We start from the raw sequence: 23,733 nt of genomic DNA on the forward strand, positions 1-23,733 counted from the left end.
GCGCCGCGGCCGATCGAGCTGCTCGGCCAGATCGCCGACGGTCGCGCCCGGGGTCGCGCGGACGGCCCGCCACACGGCGCGCAACGCCGACTCCGACACCGACCGCTTGGTGAAGAAGCGGCGGAGCCCGAGATCCTCCGCCCGGTAGTGCAGCGCGGTGGTCGCGGGTTCGCCGTCACGCCCCGCGCGGCCCACCTCCTGGTAGTAGGCGTCGAGCGACTCGGTCGTCGTGGCGTGGAGGACGAAGCGCACGTCGGCGCGGTCGATCCCCATCCCGAACGCCGAGGTCGCGACGACGACGTCGAGTTCGCCGGCGCGCCAGCGATCGTGGACGGCACGACGTTCTGAGGTCTTCAGACCGGCGTGGTATGCGGCCACCCGGCGTCCCTCGGCCGCGATCTCCTCGGCGTAGCGCTCCGTGTCACGTCGCGTCGCCACATAGACCAGTCCGGGCGCGGTCCAAGCGCGGGCTTCGCCGACGACCGCGGCTCGTTTCTCGGCTTCGCTCTCGTGTCGGTGCACGACGAGCCGGATCTCCGGGCGGTCGACGCCGTGCACCTGGACGTCCGGATCGTGCATGCGCAGGCGTTCGATGATCTCAGCGCGGACGGGGCCGGAGGCGGTCGCCGTCATGGCGAGGACCGGCGGGTCGCCGAGTTCGTGACGGACGTCGGCGAGGCGCAGGTAGTCGGGACGGAAGTCGGTTCCCCAGGAGGAGACGCAGTGCGCCTCGTCGACGACCATGAGTGAGACACCGGCCGCGCTGAGGCGGGCGACGGTCTCCTCGTTCGCGAGCTGCTCCGGTGCCAGTAGCACGTAGACGGGCCCGTCCTCGTCGATGCGGTCCCAGGCCTTCGCGATCGCATGCGGTCCGAGCGAGGCGTTGAGCGCAACGGCCGGAGGGGCCGCCGGTGCCGCCTCGATCGAGGCGAGCTGATCGGCCTGCAGCGCGACCAGCGGCGAGATCACCAGGGTCACACCACCGCGCTGAGCACCGGCGACCTGGTAGACCGCCGACTTCCCGCCGCCCGTGGCGAGGACGAGGAGCGTATCGCGCCCCGCGACGGCCGACTGGATCGCCTCCCGCTGTCCCGGCAGGAACGTCTCCCATCCGAAGTCATCGCGAGCGATGCGATCGACGGAACCGGCGGACGTACGAGAGGAACCCATGCCTGCGACGGTACCTCCGCGCACCGACCTGTCGAGCCCGCTTGACGGGTGCCGCCGGCTCTGCAACGCCGCACCGTCGAGCAGGACGGAGGACGGTCTCCGGGGTCCTCAGGCGGTCAGCTCGCCATGACGCCGTAGAGCACGTAGTCGTCGAGGTATTGCCAGACGGTCCCGGTCTCGGCGAATCCCGCGCTGCGGAGCGTCTCGAGGTGGAAGCCGAGGGTGACCTTCGGCGGAGCCTGGTGGATCGACTCGCCCCAGACCTCGTCGCGTCGGCGGAGCGCGTCGGCGTAGCGCGGCGTGGCCGCAACCGCGTCCCACCAGTCGTCCCACGTGTCGGTGTCGCCCGAGAAGGTCTCCTGCTGCATCGCTTCGTCGTCGGCGCGGGCGATCCCGGCCAGGGTCGGTTCGTGGTGTCCGCCGTACAAGAGGTGATCGCCGTTCAGGACGATGCCGCCCGGCCGGATGAGTGCGGGCAGCGCCCGGTAGACCTCAACGAGCTCGGCGGGCTGCAACCAGTGCAGCGCGGTCGACGAGACCACGGCGTCGAATGGTCCGTCGCCGATCTGCGGATGCGTGATCCAGTCGCTCAGGGACAGGTCGACCTCGGCGATCGAGAGCCGCGGGTCAGCGGTCGCGAGGTCGGCGGCGATGGCGAGGAGCGCGGGGTCCTTGTCCGCGACGACCGCCTGACCGTTCGGGACGGTCGCGAGGACGTGCTCGGCGAGGGAGCCCGTCCCGCCCGCGAGATCGAGGATGCGGGGCGCGGGCGAATCCGCGCAGATCGCCGCGACGACGCGCGCGATCGTGTCGAACCGCTCGGCTCGATGCCTGATGTAGCCGGTCTGCTGCGCATCCCAGCGCGATGCGAGGCTCCGAGCGGTCGCGAGCGTCGTCGCGTCGCCGGCTGAAGTGGATTCGGTCATGAGGACTCCTTGGTGTCGGGGTGGAGGTGTCGTTCGGGTGGCAGTGAGAATTCGAACCGCACCCGGCCGGCCGCGTCTTCGAGCCGCTGGGTGCTCACGTCGTAGACCCGGTCGATGAGGCCGGGATGCAGGACGTCGCGGGGCGGGCCTGCCCCGGCGACGCGGCCGTGGTGGAGGAGGACGAGGTGGTCGCAGACCCGTGCCGCGAGGTCGAGGTCGTGCAACACGACCACCACGGTGGGCGCGATCGTGCGCAGGAGTGCCACGACCTCCAGCCGATGTCTGAGGTCGAGGTGGTTCGTGGGTTCGTCGAGCAGGGCGTGCGGTGCGCGCTGCGCAAGCGCCCTGGCGAGTGCGACCCGCTGGAGCTCGCCGCCGGACAGGGTGGCCAGGCGGTCGAACGCGCGAGGGGTCAGCCCGACCGTGTCGATCGCACCGGCCACCTGCTCATCGTGCGCGGTGCAGCCGGCGCGCAGCACCCCTCGCTCGGCGAGACCACCCAACGACACCTCGTCGACGACGCGCAGCCCCGGGTCAGGGTCGATGCGTTGGCTGACCTCGGCGACCGTTCGGGCGATCCACCGTCGGCGCCGCGTACGGATGTCCTGACCGTCGACGGTGATGCGTCCGCTCACGACCGGGACGGCCCGCACGAGCGCGCGCAGCAGTGTCGTCTTCCCGCCGCCGTTCGGCCCGACGATGCCGGTCACGCTGCCGGTCGGCGCGGTGAAGGAGACGGCGTCGAGCAGCGTTCGGCCGCCGGAGCGGACGGTCACCGCCGCGGCTTCGATCATCCCAGGCCGTCCAGGAGTCGGGCGAGCTCGCCGGGCCCCCGGACCGAAAGCACGCTCGGCGGATCCGTGTACGGGAAGCGGAGGGCCACGACTCGGTCTTCACGGACAGCACGCAGTCCGGAGACGCCCGGCGTGTTCAGGAAGGTGTCGATCGTGCCCTGCGGGTCGCCGCTCGAGTACAGCAGCACGATCGTGCCGGGATCGCGGGAGATGATGTCCTCCACGCTGGCATCGAAGACCCGCTGATCCGAGTCCGCGTACACGTTGGTGAGACCTGCGGCCGCGAAGACCGGGGTGACCATGCTCGGGCCGCCGTATGGTGACAGCACGGCGTCGCCGGACGAGACGTAGAGTGCCGCGGCCGTCCCCGCAGCGGGAGCAGATGACTGCACCGTCGCCTTCGCCGCGGCGATGGCTTGCTCCGCTTGGTCGCCAGCTCCGAGCAGACTTCCGAGTGACCGGACCTCGTTCCAGACCCGGTCGAAGGTCGCGGTCGTGCTGAGCTCCGGGTCCGGGTTCGAGCAGTACGCGGTGGGGGAGTAGACGGGGATTCCACTCGCCGCCAGGGCGTCGCGGTCCACGGCGTTCTCAGGGGCGATGACCAGATCAGGTGACGCGCCGAGGATGCTCTCCTGGGAGACGACCGAACCACCCGTCGCATTCTGCTCGGTGGTGAGCGGCGACAGGGCGTCGAGCGCGTCGTACGTGGAGTCCGCATACAGTCCGGGTTGCGGGGTCGCGGTGATGGCGACGATCCGGTCGACGGCTCTCAGCGCCTCCAGGTTGGGGAGCTCGTCGTCGTTCACGAGCACGATGCGTCGGGCGGGTGCGTCCATCGTGATCGTCGAACCGCAGTTCTCGATGGTGACCGGGAAGCCGGCGTCGCTCGGAGCGGGCGACGTCTCGGCGGCGGTGGTGGCCGTGCAGCCGCTCAGCAGGCCGAGCGCGAGCACGGGGACGGTCGCGGCGAGGAGCGCTCGCCGGAATCGGGGTGTGGTCATCGGTGTCTTCCGTTCTGATGGATAGGTGGGGAGCTCATGCCTCAGACCGGGCGCCTTGGCCCTGCCGGAGGAGCACGAGGAGGAACGGGGCGCCGAGGATCCCGGTGATCACGCCGACCGGGATCTCCTGCGGGGCGAACGCGGTTCGGGCGATGGTGTCGGCGACGACCAGGACGATGCCGCCGAGCAGAGCGGCGACCGGGATCACCGCCCGGTGGCGTCCGCCGACGAGTCTGCGCGCGAGATGCGGGATCACGAGACCGATGAAGCCGACCCCGCCGACGGCCGCGACCGTCACGCCGACCATCGCCGAGACGCCGACCATCAGTCCGATCCGAGCTCGCTCGGGATCGATCCCGACCGATCTGGCCGAGTCGTCGCCCGATGCGAGCGCGTCGGTCCACGGTGCGAGGACGATGAGGGCGCTGAGACCGATGGTCGCCGAGACGGCTGCGGCGAGGAGCGCGACCGGCTGCACCGACGCCAGCGACCCCAGGAGCCAGAACAGCACGGAGCGCGCCGCCTCCGGTGCGTCGCTGGAGAAGACGAGGAAGCTCGTGGTGGCGTTCAGTGCGTATCCGACAGCGAGCCCGGCGAGGACCAACCGCAGGGGCCCGCGGCGGTTCGCGACCCCGGCGAGCAGAACGACCAGCACCACCGCACCGATGGCCCCGGCCAGGGCGGCACCGGCGACCAGGAGTGCGCCGCCACCGCCGATGACGAGCACGACGAGGGCGACACCCGTCGAAGCGCCAGAGTTGAGCCCGAGCAGGTACGGGTCTGCGAGCGCATTGCGGACGAGGGCCTGCAGCATGACTCCGGCGACGGCGAGCACGGCGCCGGCGACGAGCCCCATGGCCACCCGCGGCGCTCTCGTGATCCAGACGATCTGATCGACCGAGTCCGGCCAGGGGCCGGGCGCGGCCCCGACGAGGTGCCGGGTGAGCACGCCGAGGACCGTCGCCGGGTCGATGGGGACTGGGCCGATCGCCACGGCGACCAGGATCGTCGCCACGGCGAGCAGGACCAGGCCGACGGTCATCGCCGCGTCATGCCGGCGGCCACGCCGGATGGACGCGACGACGACCTCGCTCAACCCTGACGCGCCTTGAAGCGCGGGTTGAGCTTGTTGATGACGAACACGCGACCGCGTCGACGCACCACTTGTGCGCCCGGCATCTTCTTGAGCGACTTCAACGAGTTCCGGACCTTCATGAACGCAGCCTCCGTATTGATAATGGTTATCAATACCATAGCGCGAGCAACGAACCGCTGTCACATCGGGCGGCCGCTCCGAGGTGTGCTCGCCCGGCAGTGGGCGTGGTGCGCGGAACGACGGTGCCGCGGCCACGACCGCGATCACGACGATGATCGCCGTCGACCACGGTGCTGGTCCGCATGAGGCGTGGGTGGGTGGTGCGGTGGGGTTCGGATCCCGTGCACCGCGGGTGGTCCCGGCGCTGGTATCTTACGGATGGCGCCGACACCATCGGGGTATGACTCCGGATGCGGTGACGAGTGACGAGGTATCGATGCGAACGGTCGGCGTACTGGACAGTGACGACCGCGCCCGCGCGTCTGCCGTGTCCTGGCTCGGCTCCAACGCACCTGATCTGCAGGTGACGATTGCGGCGTCGTCCTGGGGCGAGATGCTCACGGACGACCGCTTCCCGCCGAGCGCGGTCGTCTTGTGCCCGCGAGCCGGGGACCGCGTCGACATCGCGTACAAGGCGCGTGTCTGCCGCATCCTCGACATCGACGTGGTCGTGCTCTCCGACGCTCCGCAGCAGGAGATCCGTTCGGGGCACCGGAGCGTCGGCGCCACGTTCGTCTCGACCGTCGAAGCGGCGGCGGGAGTGCTCCGCGCAGGAAGCTGACCCGCGCCCGCGCCCGCAGCCGGGCTCAGCCCGTGGTGTCGGCGAGGAGCGAGGACACGGAGGCCGCGATGCGGTCGGCACCCTCGTGGTCCTCGGCGGTGATCGTGACCACGGCATCGCCGGCGAAGATGACGAGCTGCCCGTAGGCGCCGTGGAGTCGCCAGGCCGCGCCCGGACCATCCCATCCGGCGAGCGCATACCGCTCGTAGCCGATGCCGGTTCCGGAGGATACCCAGTCGGTGTGCATGGCGTCGATCCACTCCGGTGACAGGAGTTGTTCGCCTGCCCACCGGCCACGGTCGCGGATGAGGCGGCCGATGCGCGCGAGTTCCGTGGTGCGAAGCTGCAGCCCGCCGCCGGATGCGATGAATCCGCGGGGGCATCGCTCCCAGGGCGCGTCGTGGATGCCGAGCGGCGCGAGGACTCGCTGCTCGAGGTAGTCGCCGACGTCGCCGACCCGGGTCTCGAGTGCGCGCATCGCGGTGTAGGTGCTGGCGTTCGAGTACTGGAAGACGCGACCGCGGGACGGCCTGCTCAGGAACTCGAGGGTCAGGTCCGGCCAGTCGGACAGCAGGGTCGGCGACCAGGGGAGGTCGACGCCGCTCGTCATGTTCAGGAGGTGCCGGAGGGTGACGTCTGCGGTGCCCTCGCCGAAGTCGGCTTCCGGGAACACGGCGCCCAGCGTGGTGTCCATCGTGATGAGTCCGTCGTCGATGGCGAGGCCGGCGGCGAGCACGCAGACGCCCTTCGCTGCGGAATGGATGTCCTCACGGACGTCCTCGGTCCAGCGATGCCCTGTTTCGTCGTCACCGGCGAGCACGTGCAGGCCGTGCGCGCCGAAGCCCTGCTCGGCGACCTGCTGGACGATGCGGTCGCGGAGGAGGGCTGCTCGGGTGGTGTCGGCTCGGGTCACGGCTCAAGTCTGCCTGACCGGCGCACAGCGCGGACGCCGTTCATCGCAGGGTTCACCGACGGTGACCGGCCTTCCCGACGTCCAGGCGGCCGGCGAGCAACTCCCCGAGGAGTCCGAGCGCGGCGGTCAGTCCGAAGACCGCCAGGAAGGCTGGTGTCGTGGCGCCGAGTCGGGCGACGAACGCCCCACCGACGCCGGCGATGGTCGCGGTGGCGAGTGTCTGCGCGAGCTGCAGGCTCGCGCTGATGCTCCCCGCGGTGTCGGCCGGAGTCACCGCCATCGTCGCCGAGGTCGCGGCGTTGAAGGCGACGCCCATGCCGATCCCGGCGATGGTCCAGCCGACGATGGCCCAGCCCGGCCACACGCCAGGCAGTGCGACGGCGATGCCCATGAGTGCCTCGCCGCCGACGAGCGCGAGGATGCCGGCGCGCGTCGACCGTGCGCGTCTGCCGGGGCGCGCAGTGTCGATCCGCGCCTGCACGAACGACCCGACGGTCCAAGCGAGCGCACCGGCGGCAAGACCCAGACCGGCGAGGGTGACGTCGAGTCCGTGGACACTCGACAAGCCGAGTGGCAGGAAGGCCTCCGAACCGAAGTAGACACCGCAGAGGATGAAGCGGATGACGATCCCCACCGGGGCGCCACGGCGGAGTCGGAGGGTTCCGGACGGCAGGATCCACCGCAGCGCCAGGACGGCGCCGACGAGTCCGCCGACGACCAGCGCCACGAGGGCGGGGAGGGCGTCCAGTTCGAGCCCGAGGAGCACGGCTCCAGTGCCGGCGGCGAGCAGGATCGAGAACCACACCGGTGCCGGGAGTCGACGCCGTGAGCCGGATGTCGAGCGCTGTTCCGGACGCGACAGCCGTCGGGCGCCGGGGAGCACGAGCGGGAGGAGGACGAGCGTGAGCGGCGCGATCGACCAGAAGACGACGCGCCAGTCGAGTAGCGAGGTCAGCGCTCCGGCGAACACCGGTCCGATGAGCGACGGGATCGTCCAGGCCGACGAGAGGAACGCGAACATCACGGCCTGCAACCGTGCCGGGTAGGCGATGCCGACGAGGCTGTAGGCGTAGGCCATGATCGCGCCGATGCCCAGCCCTTGGAGGGCGCGGGCCGCGATGAAGACGCCCCACCCGGGGGCGAGTCCGGCGAGCAGGCAGCCGAGCGCGAAGACGATGGTGCCGACGAGGACGGTTCGGGCCGGCCCTCGTCGGTCGATGTCGGTGCCCGCGACGACGGTGCCGACGATGTTGGCCAGCATGAGTGCCGAGAGCCCCCAGCCGTAGCCGCCCAGGCCACCGAGCTCCTCGGCGACCGCCGGGAGGATCGTCGCGACGCCGAGCGATTCGAACGCCACCGCACCGACGCTCGCGAGGATGCCGATCGTGAAGCCTCTGAACCGTGGCGCGAAGACCCCTCCGGTGTCGTCGTCGGTCATCGTGTCATCGGTCATCGCCACTCCTTCGGTTTCATTCCACTACGGAACGTAATGAATCTAGAGTACGATCATGGAATGAAGCAAACGGAGCACGGGGATGCGTCCGCGACAAGCCCGCCACCAGCGGGTCGCCCGCGCGACACGACGATCGACGCGAGAGCGACCGCCGCGGTCGTGGAGATGCTCGCGACCGTGCCCTACAGCGCCCTGACGCTCGAGGGGGTCGCGGCGGCTGCCGGCACGAGCAAACCGGCGTTGCGGCGCCGCTGGGGCAGTCTGCCCGGGGTCGTCGTGCACACCCTCATCTCCGTGCTCGGTGCGACGCCGACGCCCGACACCGGGTGCGTCCACTGCGACCTGATCACCGGCATCTCCACCCTGGCGGACGCCTTCCAAGACTCCCCGATCACCCGGGCGCTTCCGGGGCTCGTCTCCGACCTCGAGGCGGATCCGGCGTTGCGCGAGGTCTTCCGCCGCGACTACTTCGAGGCTCGCCGGGCGACCTCGCGAGCGGTGCTCGAACACGCGGTCGAGCGTGGCGACATCCAGGGCGGCCTCGACATGGAACTCACGCTCGACCTCCTGGCGGCCCCGCTCTACTACCGCGCCTTCTTCGGGCACCAGCCGATCGACGACGGCCTGGCTGAACGGACCGTGCTGAGCGTCCTGAACGGCGTCGCGTCAGTCGACTGGCAGCGCCACCACCGAGCACGGCCCGCCGCATCGAGCACCGACTAGTAGGGCGAGCCGTGTCGCCAGGTGGCAGTGACATCCTGTTCGACCATGCATCGATAAACTACAATCGTCGCTTGTATCGACACTACAAGGGTAGATAGTATAACCTGTGTGACGAAACCGCAGAAGTACCGGGACGTGAGTAGGTTCCTCCGCGCGCGAGGGTGGGTGCACATTCGCACGCGGGGCAGCCACCGTATCTGGTCATCAGAGGACGGCATGATGAAGATTTCGATCCCGGTCCACGGCGACACGGTGAAGGCAGGGATCGTCCGTCAGGTCCAGGTTGCCTTCACCGACACCCCAAGCAGCTGGAACTGAGAGGAACCGCCATGACGACGCAGGTCACAGCACACGCCACCCGCGACGAGGACGGCACGTGGACGATCACGATCCCGGAACTCACGTCCGCCGCGCCAAGTGGAGCGACGATCATCGCCACCGGTTCCGCACTCACCTTCCGAGGAGTGAAGAAGGCTGCATCGGACCTTGCGTCCGTTTGGCTGGATATCGAGCCCTCCGAACTCGAGGTGACGGTGACGGTCGAGGCGCCCAGTGCGATCGTCCGGCTCGTGGCCGAGAGCAACGACGCCAATGCGGCCGGCAAGGCCGCGATCGAGCGCGCCGACGCACTGCGGCGCGAGGCAGCGCGCAAGCTCCGCGAAGAGGGCTACCCGATGGAAGCGGCCGGGGCCATTCTCGGTGTGAGCTACCAGCGCGTTCAGCAGCTCGCCGGTCCATCGACTCGCTTGGTGAAGAAGTCCGCGTAAGCGACAACGGTTAGCGGCACCGCGCAGCTCGCTCCTGCCGCCAATCCCGGCGCTCAGCTCCCTCGAGGCGGGGAGGCGTTCGCGGTGCCCGCGCTGAACGCGGTCAGCAGTCGCCGGCCCTCCGGCCAGGCGCCGAGTCCACTGGCCGAGTTCACGTGGCCCTGGCGCCCGATGGTGATCCGAGGCACGCCCCACGTCGCGGCGAACCCGGCCGCGCGTGCCTCCGAACAGTACGGGTCGTCGTCACTGGTCACGAGCAGCGCGGGTGCGGATGGCCGGACATCGAGGTCCTCGGCGAACGCATCGGCGACCCTCGGGAACCGCGGCCCGTCGGGATCGGGGGCGGCGACGAGGAACAGCCCGGCGACTCGTACAGGGTTCGCCGCCGCCCAGCGGACGCCCAGCAGACACGAGAGGCTGTGCGCGACCAGGATCGCCGGTTCGTCCCCCACCGCCCGGTCGAGGGCGGCGGACCATTCGTCGAGGTCCGGTTCGTCCCAGGAGGCCGGCGCGAACCGGCGGATCGCAGGCGTCTCGCGCTCCCACTGGGATTGCCAGTGGGCGTCGTCGGATCCACCGATCCCGGGCATGGTGATGATCGACATGGGATTCCTTCGTCGTGGTCGGGCGATCTGCCCTCAGCGTGCCAGTCGAACCCTCGGTCTCAGCAGCTGGAGCGTCATCATCCGTTGTTTACTAAGCAGATGACGGACGATGCTTCGCTTTCCTTCGATCGAACGGATCAGACGATCCTCGACGTGCTCCAGGTCGACGGGCGGACCACGATGACCGACCTCGCCCGGCTCGTGCATCTGTCCCAGCCGGCGGTGTCGGCGAGGGTCCGCAAGCTCGAGCTCGCCGGGTACATCACCGGCTACGGAGCTCGGGTGTCGCCGCAGAAGCTCGGGCTCACGACGCACGCCGTCGTCCGACTCCGGACGACCCACGCGCAGATCCAGGCGTCGCTGACCCAGTTCGACGAGCTGCCGGAGATCCACCGGATCTACCGAGTGACCGGCGAGGACTGTTTCGTCCTCGATGTGCACGCGCCCTCGCCGGAACGCCTCGAGCAGATCATCGACACCATCGGCCGGTTCGGTCCTGTCAGCACGGCCCTGGTGCTGCGCGAGTACCCGGCCCACCCCATCGCCAGCCGCTGAGTCTCAGTCAGCGGTACCCACGTCGCATCGGGGTGGTCGAGTGCGCCCGGTGGCGACTACCGTTGACGGGTGTTCACCGTGATCAACCTCGCCGACGGCGTCGACATGCGGCCCTTGGGGCTCGGCGATGCGAAGGAGCTCGCTGCGGCGTACTCGCGGAACCGCGACCATCTGGCCCCGTGGGAGCCGGCTCGATCGGACGAGTTCTTCACCGAGGCCGGGCAATCGGCGGACCTCACCAGCAAGCTCGCGTCGAGTGCCGCCGGGACCGGATACTCCCTCGGCCTGTTCGACGGCTCGACCATCGTGGGCCGGTTCAACGTGTCGGGGATCGTCCGCGGCCCGTTCCAGAACGCCGGGTTGGGCTACTGGGTGGACGCGGAGTACGCGGGCAAGGGCCTCGCGACGGCGGCCGTGCAGGCGATCGTCAGGGTGGCGCGCGATGAACTCGGCCTGCATCGGGTCGAGGCGAGCACCCTGCTGCACAACCACGCTTCGCAACGGGTGCTCCGCAAAGCCGGGTTCGAGCACATCGGCATGGCGCCGTCGTACCTGCGGATCGCCGGGACCTGGCAGGACCACAACCTGTACCAGGTGATCCTGCACCGCTGACCGTCCGGGACCGGGCGCCTTCGCTATCGTGAGCGCATGCTGATCAGACACCGGGACCGCGAACCGTCGATCCACGCGACCGCGACCGTCGCGTCGTCCGCCATGATCATCGGTGACGTCAGGATCGATGCGGGTGCTCGGATCCTGCACGGTGCGGTGGTGTCCGCCGAAGACGGCGAGGTGGTCATCGGCGAGAACACCGTCGTCATGGAGCATGCCCTGATCCGCGGACGGTCCGGTCACCCAGCGCTCATCGGAGCCGCCGTCATGATCGGGCCGCACACGCACGTCAACGGCAGCGTGGTGGCCGACGAGGCGTTCATCGCCACGGGTGCCTCGCTGTTCCCCGGCAGCCGAGTCGGGCACGGTGCCGAAGTCCGGATCAACGGTGTCGTCCAGGTCAACACCGTGCTGGAGCCGGGTGCCGTGGTTCCCATCGGATGGGTCGCGGTCGGAACACCGGCATCGATCCTCCCGCCCGAACGTCACGATGAGATCTGGGCGATCCAGCGACAGCTCGACTTCGGCGGGACCGTGTACGGCGTCGGACCCGAGGTGTCGATGCGCGAACTCATGCGGCGGCAGTCCGAGTTCTACGGAGCCCATGCAGGCGACGAGCCCGTCGGTCGCTGAGGCCTGTGGAGTTCCGCGCTTCCCCCGTGCACACTGGGGTGATGACAAACGCCCGTGTCGTCTCGGTCAGCAGCGACGATGAGCACCGTTTCTCCAAGCCGCGGCGGGACGCGATCACGCTCGTCGCCGGGCTGGGCGTCGAGGGGGACGCGCATTTCGGTGCGACGGTGCAGCATCGATCCCGGGTAAGACGAGACCCCTCGCAGCCCAACCTCCGGCAGGTCCACCTCATCCACCGGGAGCTGTTCACGGAGGTGGACGCCGACCTCACTCCGGGTGAGCTGGGCGAGAACATCACCACCGAGGGACTGGACCTCCTCGATCTCCCCGCAGGTGCAGTGCTCCGGCTCGGGACGGACGCCGTCGTCGAGGTGACGGGGCTTCGGAACCCGTGTGTGCAGATCGACCGCTTCGAACCGGGCCTGCTCAAGCAGGTCGTCGGAACCGACGCCGAGGGGCGCACCGTCCGCAAGACGGGAGTCATGGGTGTGGTGCTCGTCGGGGGCGTCGTGCAGCCCGGTGATCCGATCTCCGTGGAGCTTCCGGACGGAGCCCGCGAACCCCTCGCGCCGGTCTAGAGACAGGCCGCGGTAGCGCGGCAGGACGGCGTGTGTGGTTCCCGCCTAGCGGAGCGCCAGCCGCGTCTGCGTGTGGGTCGCGCCTCCATCGTTCTTCATGCTGCGGAGGAGGCGGTCGAGGGCGGCGGTGCCGGCGACGCGGATGTGGACGAGGTAGTCGTAGGCGCCGGTGACGTGCACTGCGTCCCTGATCTCGGGGATCCGTCGGGTCCACTCCAGGAACTCCTCGGACTTGCGCGCGGGGTCGAGTCGGACGTCGATGAATGCCTCCAGGCCGTCCTCGGCGACCGGGGCGTCGGAGCCGAGGATCGCACGGTACCCGGTGATGACACCACTGCGCTCCAGGCGACGCACACGGGCCGCCGTCGCGTTCGTGCTCAAGCCGATCTGACGGCCGAGCTCACTGAACGATATCCTCGCGTTCGCCTGCAGAACGCCGATGATTGCGCTGTCGAGATCGTCCATGCGACACAGTATGACGCCTCACTGCCAGAACGCACTGTCGATACCGTTGCGCTGCACCAGAGTCGTCGGCATGGATCTTCTCCTCGCCCTCCTCGCCGGTTCCGTCGCCGGCCTCGCCCTGGCTGCACCGCTCGGTGCGATCGGGATCCTGCTCCTGCAGGAGGGCATCACGCGCGGGTTGCGCAGTGGACTGCCTGCCGCCGCCGCCGTGGCGACGGTGGATGTGTCGTACTGCGCGGCCGCCGTCGCTGCCGGTGCGCTCGCCGGTCCCATCGTGAGCGGATGGTCTCCCTGGCCGCAGCTCCTCGGTGGTGTCGCCGTCATCGCGCTCGGAGCGCACGGTCTCCTGCAGGGCCTCCGTGCGAAGCCGTCAACCGGGGATCGGCCGGCTGAGCGCTCGGGCACCTCGCGTCAGCGCTACCTGCTCTTCCTCGGTCTGACGGCGATCAACCCGGCCACCCTGGTGTACTTCGCGGCGATCCTGACCGGGCTGGCCGACTTCACCGAGTCAGGGTCGACGGCGGTCGCCTTCATCGCGGGTGTCGGGCTCGCATCCTTCGGCTGGCAGGCGCTGCTGGTCGCGCTCGGAGCCGGACTCCGGCGGAGGACGGGCGCGTGCTTTCGGAGGTGGACAGCCGTCGTCGGCAACGGCCTGATCGTCGCATTCGGTGTCGCCCTCATCGTCCAGGCGGTGTGAAGATGTGAGGCCGATGGTCTGGGGGCGTCGGCGCCGTCAGTCCTCCGTCGTGGACCGGGGCTCCTCGTCCAATGACCGGAGGTACTCGGCGTTGCCTCGCAGGGCCGGCTTGTAACGCGTGAGCTCAGCCGCGTCGACGTGCTCGGCGAGGAGTTCGAGGAGGCTCGACAGCGCGGCGTTCGACCGCCCGGCGGCGTGGAGGGTGAGGGCTTCGAATGCTCCGAGCGCGACTGACTCCGGGAACTCGGCACGCGCCCGTGCGAAGACATCCAGCGACTCATCGATCCGGTCGAGGTTGCGGAGGGTGCTTCCGTACTGCAGGTAGCAACGGCGACGGATGTCTCCCGCCAGGCCGCTCTCCATGGCCCGCTCGTAGAGGTCGAGTGCTCTCGCCTCATCGCCCGCGGTGTCGTAGGCGCCACCGAGCTCGTAGAGGACTCTCGGGTGGTGAGGGTGCTCGTCGTAGATGGGCAGCAGTGCTTCGATGGTTGGACCCATGTCAGCCCGGTCTCGAGCCGCGAAGATGCTGTCGAGCTGTGCGTCGAGCGTGTGCGTCATGGTCGATTCTCCGGGAGCGATCGGGCTGGATTCGGTGGAGACAGGCTATCGGGCGTGCCGAGCTGGACCCTCGGCTTCAGGAGCGCTCGTCGTGAGACGGCGATTCCCAACGGACCTCGCCGTCCTCGATGCTCGATGTCGGGCGTAGGCCCTGGCGGTACGCCACCCGCTGAGATGCCGTGTGCTCCGGATGGATGTGCGCGGTGAGCCGGGTGACCCCTCGAGCGTGCAGCCAACCGATCAGGGCGGCCGTCGCTTCGGAGGCGAAGCCTTTGCGTTGGTGGGCTGGATCGACGACCCACGCGATCTCGGCCAGCGTGTCCTGGGCCTGGGACGTCACGGTGGCCTGGACGAACCCGACGAGCGCGCCGGTGTCGTGCCGCCGCGCGATCCAGTTGAACCAGGCTTGCGAGCCGTCGGCCGGCCCGCGGATCTGGGCGGCATATCGAGTGGAGAGTGCGTCGAGCGTCGGCGGCTCTCCGCCGGTGAACGTGTACAGGGAGGGGTCGGAGAGGACGTCGACCATCGGCCGGGCATGGTCGAGCGACAACGGCTCGAGCGTGAGGCGCTCGGACACCAGCGGTTCGATCACAGGCCATGGCATGAATCGAGCATCGCACCCATCGCTGTCTGTCGCTCCGCGCATCTCAGCGGAGGACAGGTCGTGTCCTCGTTCGTTCCTATCGTCGCTCCCGTGACGTGGCTCGCTCGAGCCTGCACGCGATGGAAGGAAACCTGTCATGCACGCCGGTATCCAGCCGTTTCGAATCGACATCCCCGCGAATGCGGTGGACGACCTCAGCCGCCGGCTCAGGGAGACACGTTTCTCAGCGGCTCTGCCGGGCGACGATTGGGCGACGGGGGTCCCGATCCGCTACCTCCGCAGATGCGCTTGCGCCCGCGACCACTCGACAGCGGATGGGGTCTCCGGCTGCGGGTCTACAACAGCGCGGGCCGTTCCTGGTCGCGAACCTCGAACCGCACGCTGCCACCGTCGATCAGGGCGTCGAGTTCCTTCTTCTCCATGCGAGGACAGGCGACAGGGTCGAGGAAGACTCTGGCGCCGCGGTCTTCGACGACCTCGTCGCCGATCTCGGGCTCGGTGGCGAGATCGACCGCGAAGTGCGACGCACGCTCCGCTTCGGATCGGATGCGAAGACCGCCGGTGCGTGGGTCGTCGGTTCGGGTTGCGAGCGTCCGGATGACCGTGACGGCGTTCTGGGTCAACGTGAGCATGGTGTTCCTTCCGGTGATGAGTCGGCTTTCCCTTTCAGCTTGAGGTGATGTGTGCATGAGTGCAACAGTTGCCCTGTACCGATACCGAATGGAGATGTCCGTGGACGACCTGAATCTGCTGGAGGCCGCCCAGCGACCGCTCCAGAACGAGCTACTCCAGACCGCTCGACGATTGCTCGACGCTCGGACGTCCGATGATGATCGTGCGGCCGCGATCAGTCACCTTCGCGACGAGTCCGAGGACGCCTGGGAGCGATGCAACGCGTTCTTACTGGCGTACGCGATCAGTCGATGCTGCGAGCCTGCCGAAACCGTCGATGCCCGAGGCGTCCGCTCCGGCCTGCATGACCGGTTCGCAGACGAGTTCATCGATGCGGTCGCCTCGGGACTGCCGGCGCTCGCCCTCGAGTGCTGGACCCATCCGCCGATGCTGATACCGCCGTTGCCGCCGATGGCGAAGCAGACGGCGATGCTCGTGGCGGTGCTGGATGAGGCGATTCGACGCCAGGCCGGCCAGTCGGGTCCGCAGCCCCTCGTCGATGCGTTCCCCGACGGGGTCTGGATCGAACTCTCCGACGACCCAGCCCACGTCGGCGTCAACACAGAGCCCTAGGGCTCGGGAAGCTTCCTGGCGGCACCCCGATCGATCAGAGGCCGAGGTCGAGCAGTTCCGTCGCGGCAGGTTCGCCGGCGGCGAGCGCGAACCGGTTGAGTGCGTCCACGAGTGCATGCTGGTCGGTCATCGGCATCCGCTCGAGGATCCGTGCGATCTCCTGTCGTCGGCTTTCCGTCACCTCCGACACGATCGCGGCGCCGGATTCCGTGATCTCCACGAGGACCTCCCGGCGGCTGTCGGAGCTCGGAACGCGACGAACCCAGTCCTTCGAGGTCATCCGGTCGATCACCCGGGAGAAGGTCGACGGGTGCATGTGCAGCTGCACGGCGAGCCGCCCGATGCGCAGTCGTTCCTGCGTCGAGAGGATCACGAGCACGCGGAACTGCGGCAGGCTGATCTCCTGCAGGACCCCGGTCAAGGAGCGGGCAACCACGCCGAGGAGTGCCCGCGAGGCGATGAGGGTCGCTTCCACCGCGGCCGTGTCCTCGACCTCTGCCACCTGACCGACCTCCACCCGCGTCCGATACGCGACGTCTTCGCTCGTCATCGTACAAGTCGTCCACACCCGGCGGGCGCGGCGACATCGCCCGATGACGGGGTGTGTGCGTGCGTGCTCAGGCGTTCAGTCGCCGGTGCAGTGCGTCGAGCACTGCGACATCGGCGTCGTCCAACTTGGTCGACGAGCGCTGCAGGGCGAGTGTCGCGGCGGTACGGAACGTGTGCGCTTGGTCGGGTGCGGTGGCCGCAAGCGCTGCGAAGCACTTCTGCAGTCGCATCTGGACTTCGAGGATGCCGGCGCCATCGCGCGAGAGCGGACGGAACCCATCCATCACGAGGTCCTCGAGGGTGACGCTGCGGACCCAGACCAGCGGGTAGTCGACGTCGCCGTCGCGCGTCGTGGTGAGGGTCGCCGTGAAGACCCGTTGCAGGGCTCCGATGATCTCGATCGCCGTGCCCGGGTCGTTCGTCGCCGGCGAGAGGGCCCGGCTGCCGATCTCGGCCAAGGCGATCACGCCGAGACGCGGGTCCTGCTCGTAGGTGCGATGGGCCGCGATCCGGAAGGCCCGCCGGATCGACGCCTGCAGCTCCGTCTCCGCCTCGCTCTCGACGATCGCGAGCGGTGTCGTCGCGTCGGCGACCCGGCCTGCCGTCGCGACCACCTGGATGGAGACGTCGGCGTCCGCCGCGGCTTGGTCCAGCATCGGCAGGTCCACGAAGACGACGTACCCGGGCTTGTCGGCGAACACGGTTGTTCCCTGGCGGTCCGGTCCGGCGAGTGGGTTCGCGCCAAGTGACGGCGACTCTGCATAGGCGCTGAGCGACGTCGTGGCAGCGGACTCGACGCGGTCGATGATGTCGGACATGCGGCCGAAGGTGGAGAGATGGGCGATCCAGCGCAGGAGCGTCACGACGATGATCGTGATCATCACCAGTGTTCCGACGAACAGGATCGTGCGTCCCTGGTCGCCGTAGTAGCCCGTCGACAACGCGATGATGCCGACGAGGGAGAAGGTGAAACCGCCGACGAACGTTGACAGCGCGTTCTGCGAGGTGGTGTCCTCGACCATGAGCTGCGTCGCTCGCGGCGTCGCGATCGTGGTCGCCGACGAGTAGACGGTCACCATCGCGGTGATCGAGAACGTCGTGACCGCGAGCATCGAGCTCGCGATGATCTGCAGGATCGATCCGACGGAGTCCTGACCGAGGTCGATCACCAGCCGGAACGGGAGGAGGCCCCCGATGAAGCCGGCCGCGAGAGCGAAGGCGACGGCCATCAAGGTGAACACGGCGGCCCTGGCCCACACCTTCTTACCGAGCAGGAAGAGGAACCTCGAGAGACCTGTCTTCATGATGTCCTTGCGGTCGACGGCGGAACACCATCCTGCCGGACGATGCAGTCGCACCGTCACCGTCACCGTCACCGCCGCACGTCGCGGAGCGCAGCGTCAACCGGGCCCACGCAGCGAGTGGGTCGGGTGACGGACGGATCGTGCGCGACAGGCGTCGCCTGCGCCATACTCTCGGGATGGACATCCTGAACGAAGTGATCCTGGCCGGTGGCGATCTGTTGTGGACCTGGGCGGTGCTGCCCGTCCTCGGGCTCCTCGGTCTGTACTTCACCGTTCGCTCGGGCGTCGTGCAGTTCCGGCTCATCCCCGAGATGTTCCGCACCCTCACGAACAAGACGCCGCTCGGTGACGACGGCAAACCGCAGTCGGTCTCGGCCTTCCAGGCGTTCACGATCTCGGCCGCGTCGCGGGTCGGCGTCGGCAACATCGCGGGTGTCGGGACGGCGATCGCGATCGGCGGACCCGGAGCGGTGTTCTGGATGTGGACGATGGCGTTCATCGGAGGCGCGTCGAGCTTCGTCGAGTCGACCCTCGGCCAGCTGTTCAAGGTGCGGGACAAGGACGGGTTCCGCGGCGGTCCTGCCTACTACATGCAGCACGGCCTGAAGGCGCGTTGGATGGGGATCATCTTCGCCGTCATCCTCATCGTCTGCTTCCCCTTCGCGTTCAGCTCGCTGCAGGCCAACACGATCAGCGCGACCGTGTCGTCGAGCTTCGGCGGCGAGATCGGCTGGATCCCCTGGGTGATCGGGATCCTGCTCGCTGCCCTCACCGCGCTCGTGGTGTTCGGTGGTATCCGCCGCATCGCGAGCGTGACCCAGGCGGTGGTGCCCGCCATGGCACTCGGCTACCTGCTGCTCGGCCTCGTCATCGTCGGGATGAACATCGACCAGCTGCCGGTCGTGTTCGCGTCCATCTACACGCAGGCGTTCGGGTTCAACGAAGTGGTCGGCGCAGCGCTGGGCACCATCATCATGACGGGCGTGAAGCGGGGCATGTTCTCGAACGAGGCCGGTCTCGGTTCAGCGCCCAACGCTGGTGCGAGCGCGGCGGTGACGCACCCGGTGAAGCAGGGCCTCGTCCAGACCCTCGGTGTCTACTTCGACACCTTCCTCGTGTGTTCGATCACGGCGTTCATCATCCTCGTGTCCTCACCGGACCTCGCCGGGGCGACCCGCGGCATCGGACTCACCCAGAACGCCATCGTCGGCAACCTCGGCGAGTGGTCGAACGTCCTCCTGAGCATCATCATCTTCCTCCTGGCGTTCAGCTCCATTCTCGGGAACTACTACTACGGCGAGTCGAACATCGAATTCATCTCGTCGAGCCGCCGTGTGCTCACCGGGTACCGGGTGCTCGTCGTCGCCGTGATCTTCCTCGGTTCGATCGCCTCGGCCGACGTCATCTGGAACACCGCCGACGGCATCATGGGACTCATGGCTCTCGTGAACCTCGTCGCCATCGGACTGCTGTCGGGCATCGTGTTCAAGCTGTTGAAGGACTACTCCGCGCAGCGGCGCTCCGGCCTCGATCCGGTCTTCACCCGTGACCGGTTGCCCGAAGTCAGCGGGATCGAATGCTGGCAGGACGCGCTGAGCGTGACCGGCCCCCTGCCCGTGCAGGAGGCTCGCACCGTTCGCTGACGCGGGATCAGGCTCGAGCGTCTACACTCGACAGCGGTGCGCCGGGAAGTCTGGTCGGCGGGCGGTGAACACACCGCTCTCGTCTCCGACCGAACCCGGTCGGCCGTCCGAGGAGCACCATGCCAGCCGTCGACGCCCCGCCCGAGCCTGCCTCCCGTCCCGCCCTGAACGTGGTTGGAGGGCCACACCCCGTCGTCGACGTCCTCGAGCGATGTCTCGGTGACGCGGACATCCCGGTCACCCACGCCATCGCGGACGGTACGTGGCACGTGGTGATCGTCGAGGTCCCGCCGGGAGCGCGGCGTCACGGTGCCGAGCAGTGCTCCGAACTGGCGGGCCTCCTGCGGGAACTCGTCGCCGTGCAGACGGGCGCGGTCGAGGTCGTGGTGCTGGTGGATGCGGGTGAGCATGCCGACGACCGCCGGTTGGCCGGGAAGTTCCAGACGGTGCTGACCAGGATGACCGCGGAGGCGCAGATCCTCTTCGGGGTCGCCAGCACCATCAACGGCATCGACGTGTCGGGTGAGGTCGACGTGCCGCTCCTCTGCCGCCGACTGATCGAGTACTTCGATCAGTCGGAGACCCTCGTCACCGGTGAACTCCTCGTCGCTGAGGACCTCCGACAGCACTCGATCGGCACGTTGCTCTCCAACCGCTTCGCCTCACCCGGGCCGGACTGTACAAGCGGAGCCGGCCGACGATCTCCGCGTCGCCCCTCCGGCCCCCTCCCCACGTGAACAACGGGTGAATCCGCCCGCTCACCCGTTGTCGATCCAGCGATCGAGGAGCAAGCTCGTCGCCGTGGACCCCATCATCCTGCTCTCGCTCGTCGTGATCACGGCGCTCGCCTTCGACTTCACCAACGGCTTCCACGACACGGCGAATGCGATGGCCACCTCGATCGCCACCGGTGCGCTGCCGCCGAAGGTCGCGGTCACCCTCTCGGCGGTGCTGAACCTCGTGGGCGCGTTCCTGAGCATCGAAGTCGCGCTCACCGTCACGAACGCGGTCGTGAAGATCCAGGACTCGTCGGGAGCTCCCGATCCGGCGCTACTGGAGGGCGGCGGCTCGGCGCTCCTGCTGATCGTGCTCGCCGGGCTCATCGGTGGCATCATCTGGAACCTGCTCACCTGGCTGCTCGGTCTTCCGTCGAGCTCGTCGCACGCGCTCTTCGGCGGGCTCATCGGCTCGACGCTCGCAGGCCTCGGCCTGAACGGCGTGAACTGGGCCGGTGACGGCTCGAAGCTCGACGGCGTCGTCGGCAAGGTCATCCTCCCGGCGCTCATGTCGCCGTTGCTCGCCGGCGCGGTGGCTGCGATCGGCACCTGGCTCGTCTTCCGCGTCATCGGCAACCTCGCCCAGGGGCGGCTCCACCGCGGCTTCCGGATCGGGCAGATCGGCAGCGCGTCGCTCGTCTCGCTCGCCCACGGCACGAACGACGCACAGAAGACGATGGGCGTCATCACCCTCGCGCTCATCGCTGCCGGCGGCTGGGACGACACCGAGTCGGTCCCACTCTGGGTGAAGCTCGCGTGTGCCCTCGCGATCTCGCTCGGCACCTACATCGGCGGGTGGCGGATCATCCGCACCGTCGGCAAGGGCATCGTCGAGTTGAACACACCGCAGGGCATGGCCGCCGAGAGCTCCTCCGCCGCCGTCATCCTCGCCTCGAGCCACCTCGGCTTCGCCCTCAGCACGACGCACGTCGCGACCGGATCGATCCTCGGCTCCGGGGTCGGACGGCCAGGTGCGCAGGTGCGCTGGCGGGTGGCCCTGCGGATGGTCGTCGCCTGGATCATCACCCTCCCGGCTGCCGCGCTCATGGGCGCGGTGATGTGGTGGGTCGGTCACCTCGCGGGCGGGGCGATCGGCGGAATCCTCATGGTCGCAATCCTCGTGGGTGTCGCGCTCGCCATCTACCTGCGGTCGCGCCGCGACAGCATCGGATCCCACAACGTGAACGACGACTGGCAGGACGCCCCCGCCCGCTCGTCGCAGAAGACCGCAGCGTAAGGACGTCGGACATGTTCATGCTCTTCCTCGAAGCCGCCGCCCAGGTGGCCGTCATCGCGCTCGTGCTCGGCGCCGGGCTTCCCGCGCTCTTCGCGCTGGGTGTCCGCTCGTTCGCGGTCGCCGGAGGCGCCGGGTCCGACGACCGGAGCGGGTCGGGCACGCCGACGATCCCGTCGGGGCTCCTCCGTGCCATCGGCGTGCTGTGCTTCGCCGTCGTCGTCGCCGCGGTGCTGGTCGGTCTCACGATCATCGTGGCCACCGGCCTGGGGCAGGAGGTCAGCTTCGACCACGTGTTCCCGACCTTCACCCCGAAGGACTGAGCGTGTCGCACGAGAACGGCCCAGACGTGAACGACGCAGACGCGACCGGCGTCGGGGTCACCGCCCACGGGTCCGGTGTGGTGGCGCGCGTCGTCGGTTGGCTCCGCGCCGGATACCCGACGGGCGTGCCCGAGCACGACTACGTGCCGCTGCTCGGCATCCTCCGACGGAGCCTCACCCCCGAGGAGCTGGACCAGGTCGTCGAGGGACTGCTCGTCGAGGCGGAGAACGCCGATGCGAGCGGTGAGCCGGTCGGCCACGATCGTCTGCGGGCGCGTGTCGAACAGCTCCTCCTCGGTCCGGCGCTCCCGGAGGACCTCGTCCGCGTCTCCGCCCGGCTCGCGAGCGCGGGCTGGCCGCTCGGCAGCCCGGACGACGTCCGCGCGGTGGCGACTGACCAGGACGACGCCGGTCGGGATGCGCGCGCGACCCTCCTCGAGGAACGCGGAGGGCTGGTCGCCCGCATCGTGCGCTGGCTCCGAGCCGGGTACCCTGCAGGATTCCCCGACCAGGACTTCGTCCCGCTCGTGGCGCTCCTCCGTCGTCGGCTGAGCGACGCCGAGGTGGCCGAGGTGGGTGCGCGCCTCGCGGCGGAGGGCGACACGTCGCTCAGCCGGGTCGACGTCGCAACCGCGATCGCGCGGGTCACCGCGGAGCTGCCGAGCGATGAGGACGTGGAGCGTGTCCGCCGGTCGCTCGCCGACCACGGATGGCCGAGCGACTTCGCGGTCTGAAGGTCGAGTCGGGGCGCCGGGGTGACGACCACTGCGTCCTCAGTCGTGGCCGGTGTCGGGGGCCCGTCGTAGGTTCGGCTCGTGCCGGAACGTGTGGAAGCGTGGTGGGCCCGCCGTCAGTGGTCGAAGGGTCTCGAGACGCCGTACCCGGTGGGCGCCTACCGGCAGGCCTGGGCGTCGTTCCCAGCGCTGTGGCGGCAGTACCACGCGGATCTCAACGCCGGCATCGTCCTGAGCCAGGTGCCGCCCGCGGCCGACGTCCTGCTGCAGTGGCAGTGCGACCGGGGGCACCGGTTCGTCGCGACGCCGGCTGAGCAGCGCTCGCGGCCCGGACGCGAGCGTCGCCGCAGTGCGTGGTGCCCGGAATGCTCCGACGAGGCGGATCCGTCGAGGGTCGTCGCACTGCCGATGCGGGAGTCGGTGACCGATCCGGTGCCCGCGGCCGCGGGGCTCATCCGGGAGCGTCGTGCGCGCCCGAAGCCGTCGCTGTGCGAGAAGACCCCTGACCTGCCGGTGGGGGAGGCCTTCACGTCCGAGTGCGCGCCGAAACCGGCGTCCGCTGTCGAGGCTCAGCTGCGTGCGGATCTCCACGGGCGACTCACGCTGACCGAAGGACTGAACGCCGTGCGGGTGCAGCGTCCGTTCTTCCAGCACCTGGAGGTGTGGCCCGACCTGGTCTACCCGGAACTGCGCATCGCCATCGAGTACGACAGCATCGGCCGGCACGGACTCGAGCACGTCGGACGCCGCGAGGAAGTGGATCGACGAAAGGACCGCGCGTTGCGGTCCGCCGGCTGGGAGGTGGTCCGCCTTCGCACCGGGAAGCTCGAGCCCCTCGGGCCCTTCGATCTCCAGCTCTCGTCGTGGAACCGACGCGCGCTCGACCGGTTGGTCGATACGCTCAGGGCCATCCGGGGTCCGTTCATGGTCGACGCGTATCTGCGCTGATCCGCGAGCGCCACGAGAGGGCGATGATGCGTTACCCTCATCGCAG

Annotated in this window: 31 protein-coding genes and 1 pseudogene; 17 read left to right on the forward strand and 15 right to left on the reverse strand. The window is 69.2% G+C overall.

The window, feature by feature from the left end:
- The 6 genes from IFT89_RS13235 to ykgO all read right to left on the reverse strand — a co-directional run.
- The coding region (locus IFT89_RS13235; RefSeq protein ID WP_202939189.1) for a RecQ family ATP-dependent DNA helicase at positions 1 to 1,170 on the reverse strand (1,170 nt) is incomplete at its 3' end.
- Between the two features lie 116 nt (positions 1,171 to 1,286).
- Positions 1,287 to 2,096 (reverse strand): class I SAM-dependent methyltransferase, encoded by an 810-nt coding sequence (locus IFT89_RS13240; RefSeq protein ID WP_202939190.1) that lies wholly within the window; start codon positions 2,094 to 2,096, stop codon positions 1,287 to 1,289.
- The gene (locus IFT89_RS13245; RefSeq protein ID WP_202939191.1) at positions 2,093 to 2,890 is read right to left on the reverse strand and encodes an ABC transporter ATP-binding protein; all 798 of its coding nucleotides are present in this window, start codon (positions 2,888 to 2,890) and stop codon (positions 2,093 to 2,095) included. The genes IFT89_RS13240 and IFT89_RS13245 overlap by 4 nt, the downstream gene beginning before the upstream one ends.
- Positions 2,887 to 3,891, reverse strand: a complete 1,005-nt coding sequence (locus IFT89_RS13250) for an ABC transporter substrate-binding protein (RefSeq protein WP_202939192.1) — start codon at positions 3,889 to 3,891, stop codon at positions 2,887 to 2,889. The genes IFT89_RS13245 and IFT89_RS13250 overlap by 4 nt, the downstream gene beginning before the upstream one ends.
- A gap of 34 nt (positions 3,892 to 3,925) precedes the next feature.
- Positions 3,926 to 4,987 carry a FecCD family ABC transporter permease gene (locus IFT89_RS13255; RefSeq protein ID WP_244650723.1) on the reverse strand — a complete coding sequence of 354 codons (1,062 nt, stop codon included), beginning with the start codon at positions 4,985 to 4,987 and terminating at the stop codon, positions 3,926 to 3,928.
- Positions 4,984 to 5,106, reverse strand: coding sequence for a type B 50S ribosomal protein L36 (ykgO, locus tag IFT89_RS13260; RefSeq protein WP_064295097.1), 123 nt, complete (start codon positions 5,104 to 5,106; stop codon positions 4,984 to 4,986). Before ykgO ends, IFT89_RS13255 begins: the two co-directional genes overlap by 4 nt.
- Before the next feature lie 317 nt (positions 5,107 to 5,423).
- Between ykgO and IFT89_RS13265 the strand changes: the two genes are divergently transcribed.
- Entirely contained in the window at positions 5,424 to 5,768 is a 345-nt protein-coding gene (locus IFT89_RS13265; protein WP_202939193.1) for a hypothetical protein, read from the forward strand.
- A 25-nt stretch (positions 5,769 to 5,793) separates the two neighbouring features.
- Here the strand turns inward: IFT89_RS13265 and IFT89_RS13270 are convergent, their stop codons facing one another.
- Together IFT89_RS13270 and IFT89_RS13275 are read right to left on the reverse strand one after the other, a co-directional pair.
- Positions 5,794 to 6,681 (reverse strand): serine hydrolase domain-containing protein, encoded by an 888-nt coding sequence (locus IFT89_RS13270; protein ID WP_191940248.1) that lies wholly within the window; start codon positions 6,679 to 6,681, stop codon positions 5,794 to 5,796.
- A gap of 52 nt (positions 6,682 to 6,733) precedes the next feature.
- A complete protein-coding gene (locus tag IFT89_RS13275; RefSeq protein WP_191940249.1) occupies positions 6,734 to 8,134 on the reverse strand; it encodes an MFS transporter in 1,401 nt (466 codons plus the stop codon).
- A 60-nt stretch (positions 8,135 to 8,194) separates the two neighbouring features.
- On the opposite strand from IFT89_RS13275, the gene IFT89_RS13280 reads away from it, so the two are divergent.
- The 3 genes from IFT89_RS13280 (at position 8,195) to IFT89_RS13290 (ending at position 9,624) form a co-directional block, all read left to right on the forward strand.
- Complete coding sequence (locus IFT89_RS13280; RefSeq protein ID WP_191940250.1) at positions 8,195 to 8,857, forward strand: TetR-like C-terminal domain-containing protein; 663 nt, start codon at positions 8,195 to 8,197, stop codon at positions 8,855 to 8,857.
- A 135-nt stretch (positions 8,858 to 8,992) separates the two neighbouring features.
- On the forward strand, positions 8,993 to 9,175 hold the full coding sequence (locus IFT89_RS20595; RefSeq protein WP_307783513.1) for a type II toxin-antitoxin system HicA family toxin: 183 nt from the start codon (positions 8,993 to 8,995) through the stop codon (positions 9,173 to 9,175).
- An 11-nt stretch (positions 9,176 to 9,186) separates the two neighbouring features.
- Positions 9,187 to 9,624, forward strand: coding sequence for a hypothetical protein (locus tag IFT89_RS13290; protein WP_191940252.1), 438 nt, complete (start codon positions 9,187 to 9,189; stop codon positions 9,622 to 9,624).
- A gap of 53 nt (positions 9,625 to 9,677) precedes the next feature.
- Here the strand turns inward: IFT89_RS13290 and IFT89_RS13295 are convergent, their stop codons facing one another.
- Positions 9,678 to 10,229, reverse strand: a complete 552-nt coding sequence (locus IFT89_RS13295) for an RBBP9/YdeN family alpha/beta hydrolase (protein WP_244650724.1) — start codon at positions 10,227 to 10,229, stop codon at positions 9,678 to 9,680.
- 99 nt (positions 10,230 to 10,328) lie between these two features.
- On the opposite strand from IFT89_RS13295, the gene IFT89_RS13300 reads away from it, so the two are divergent.
- The 4 genes from IFT89_RS13300 to IFT89_RS13315 all read left to right on the forward strand — a co-directional run bounded on the left by IFT89_RS13300 (position 10,329) and on the right by IFT89_RS13315 (position 12,607).
- Positions 10,329 to 10,784: an Lrp/AsnC family transcriptional regulator gene (locus tag IFT89_RS13300; protein ID WP_202939194.1), complete on the forward strand. Its 456-nt coding sequence runs from the start codon at positions 10,329 to 10,331 to the stop codon at positions 10,782 to 10,784.
- 105 nt (positions 10,785 to 10,889) lie between these two features.
- Complete coding sequence (locus IFT89_RS13305) at positions 10,890 to 11,396, forward strand: GNAT family N-acetyltransferase (RefSeq protein WP_202939221.1); 507 nt, start codon at positions 10,890 to 10,892, stop codon at positions 11,394 to 11,396.
- 36 nt (positions 11,397 to 11,432) lie between these two features.
- Positions 11,433 to 12,029, forward strand: a complete 597-nt coding sequence (locus IFT89_RS13310; RefSeq protein WP_202939195.1) for a gamma carbonic anhydrase family protein — start codon at positions 11,433 to 11,435, stop codon at positions 12,027 to 12,029.
- A 41-nt stretch (positions 12,030 to 12,070) separates the two neighbouring features.
- Entirely contained in the window at positions 12,071 to 12,607 is a 537-nt protein-coding gene (locus IFT89_RS13315) for an MOSC domain-containing protein (RefSeq protein ID WP_202939196.1), read from the forward strand.
- A gap of 45 nt (positions 12,608 to 12,652) precedes the next feature.
- On the opposite strand, the gene IFT89_RS13320 is transcribed toward IFT89_RS13315, so the two are convergent.
- Positions 12,653 to 13,072, reverse strand: coding sequence for an Lrp/AsnC family transcriptional regulator (locus IFT89_RS13320; RefSeq protein WP_202939197.1), 420 nt, complete (start codon positions 13,070 to 13,072; stop codon positions 12,653 to 12,655).
- 70 nt (positions 13,073 to 13,142) lie between these two features.
- On the opposite strand from IFT89_RS13320, the gene IFT89_RS13325 reads away from it, so the two are divergent.
- Complete coding sequence (locus IFT89_RS13325; RefSeq protein WP_202939198.1) at positions 13,143 to 13,769, forward strand: LysE family transporter; 627 nt, start codon at positions 13,143 to 13,145, stop codon at positions 13,767 to 13,769.
- A gap of 36 nt (positions 13,770 to 13,805) precedes the next feature.
- Here the strand turns inward: IFT89_RS13325 and IFT89_RS13330 are convergent, their stop codons facing one another.
- Entirely contained in the window at positions 13,806 to 14,327 is a 522-nt protein-coding gene (locus IFT89_RS13330; RefSeq protein WP_202939199.1) for a tetratricopeptide repeat protein, read from the reverse strand.
- 76 nt (positions 14,328 to 14,403) lie between these two features.
- Entirely contained in the window at positions 14,404 to 14,931 is a 528-nt protein-coding gene (locus IFT89_RS13335; RefSeq protein ID WP_202939200.1) for a GNAT family N-acetyltransferase, read from the reverse strand.
- A gap of 136 nt (positions 14,932 to 15,067) precedes the next feature.
- Here IFT89_RS13335 and IFT89_RS20930 point away from each other — a divergent pair.
- Positions 15,068 to 15,205 (forward strand): annotated as a pseudogene (locus IFT89_RS20930) (epoxide hydrolase N-terminal domain-containing protein); the annotation flags it as partial.
- A 61-nt stretch (positions 15,206 to 15,266) separates the two neighbouring features.
- Here the strand turns inward: IFT89_RS20930 and IFT89_RS13340 are convergent.
- A complete protein-coding gene (locus tag IFT89_RS13340) occupies positions 15,267 to 15,563 on the reverse strand; it encodes a hypothetical protein (protein ID WP_079704745.1) in 297 nt (98 codons plus the stop codon).
- Between the two features lie 100 nt (positions 15,564 to 15,663).
- Between IFT89_RS13340 and IFT89_RS13345 the strand changes: the two genes are divergently transcribed.
- Positions 15,664 to 16,176 (forward strand): hypothetical protein, encoded by a 513-nt coding sequence (locus IFT89_RS13345; RefSeq protein WP_202939201.1) that lies wholly within the window; start codon positions 15,664 to 15,666, stop codon positions 16,174 to 16,176.
- 34 nt (positions 16,177 to 16,210) lie between these two features.
- Here the strand turns inward: IFT89_RS13345 and IFT89_RS13350 are convergent, their stop codons facing one another.
- Complete coding sequence (locus IFT89_RS13350; protein WP_202939202.1) at positions 16,211 to 16,726, reverse strand: MarR family winged helix-turn-helix transcriptional regulator; 516 nt, start codon at positions 16,724 to 16,726, stop codon at positions 16,211 to 16,213.
- 67 nt (positions 16,727 to 16,793) lie between these two features.
- Entirely contained in the window at positions 16,794 to 18,029 is a 1,236-nt protein-coding gene (locus IFT89_RS13355) for a DUF2254 domain-containing protein (protein WP_202939203.1), read from the reverse strand.
- A 176-nt stretch (positions 18,030 to 18,205) separates the two neighbouring features.
- Here IFT89_RS13355 and IFT89_RS13360 point away from each other — a divergent pair, with 176 nt between their 5' ends.
- From IFT89_RS13360 to IFT89_RS13385, 6 genes are all read left to right on the forward strand, one after another.
- Entirely contained in the window at positions 18,206 to 19,672 is a 1,467-nt protein-coding gene (locus IFT89_RS13360) for an alanine/glycine:cation symporter family protein (protein ID WP_202939204.1), read from the forward strand.
- Between the two features lie 119 nt (positions 19,673 to 19,791).
- Entirely contained in the window at positions 19,792 to 20,409 is a 618-nt protein-coding gene (locus IFT89_RS13365) for a hypothetical protein (protein ID WP_202939205.1), read from the forward strand.
- Positions 20,410 to 20,473: 64 nt separating this feature from the next.
- Positions 20,474 to 21,685, forward strand: a complete 1,212-nt coding sequence (locus tag IFT89_RS13370) for an inorganic phosphate transporter (protein ID WP_202939206.1) — start codon at positions 20,474 to 20,476, stop codon at positions 21,683 to 21,685.
- Between the two features lie 11 nt (positions 21,686 to 21,696).
- On the forward strand, positions 21,697 to 22,005 hold the full coding sequence (locus tag IFT89_RS13375; RefSeq protein ID WP_085512127.1) for a hypothetical protein: 309 nt from the start codon (positions 21,697 to 21,699) through the stop codon (positions 22,003 to 22,005).
- Positions 22,006 to 22,031: 26 nt separating this feature from the next.
- Positions 22,032 to 22,739 carry a DUF3349 domain-containing protein gene (locus IFT89_RS13380; protein ID WP_307783511.1) on the forward strand — a complete coding sequence of 236 codons (708 nt, stop codon included), beginning with the start codon at positions 22,032 to 22,034 and terminating at the stop codon, positions 22,737 to 22,739.
- Between the two features lie 81 nt (positions 22,740 to 22,820).
- Positions 22,821 to 23,687: a zinc-ribbon domain-containing protein gene (locus IFT89_RS13385; protein ID WP_202939207.1), complete on the forward strand. Its 867-nt coding sequence runs from the start codon at positions 22,821 to 22,823 to the stop codon at positions 23,685 to 23,687.
- Positions 23,688 to 23,733: the final 46 nt, after the last annotated feature.

Origin of the sequence: Plantibacter sp. CFBP 13570, assembly GCF_014841395.1 — a bacterium.
Taxonomy (GTDB): Bacteria; Actinomycetota; Actinomycetes; order Actinomycetales; family Microbacteriaceae; genus Plantibacter; species Plantibacter auratus.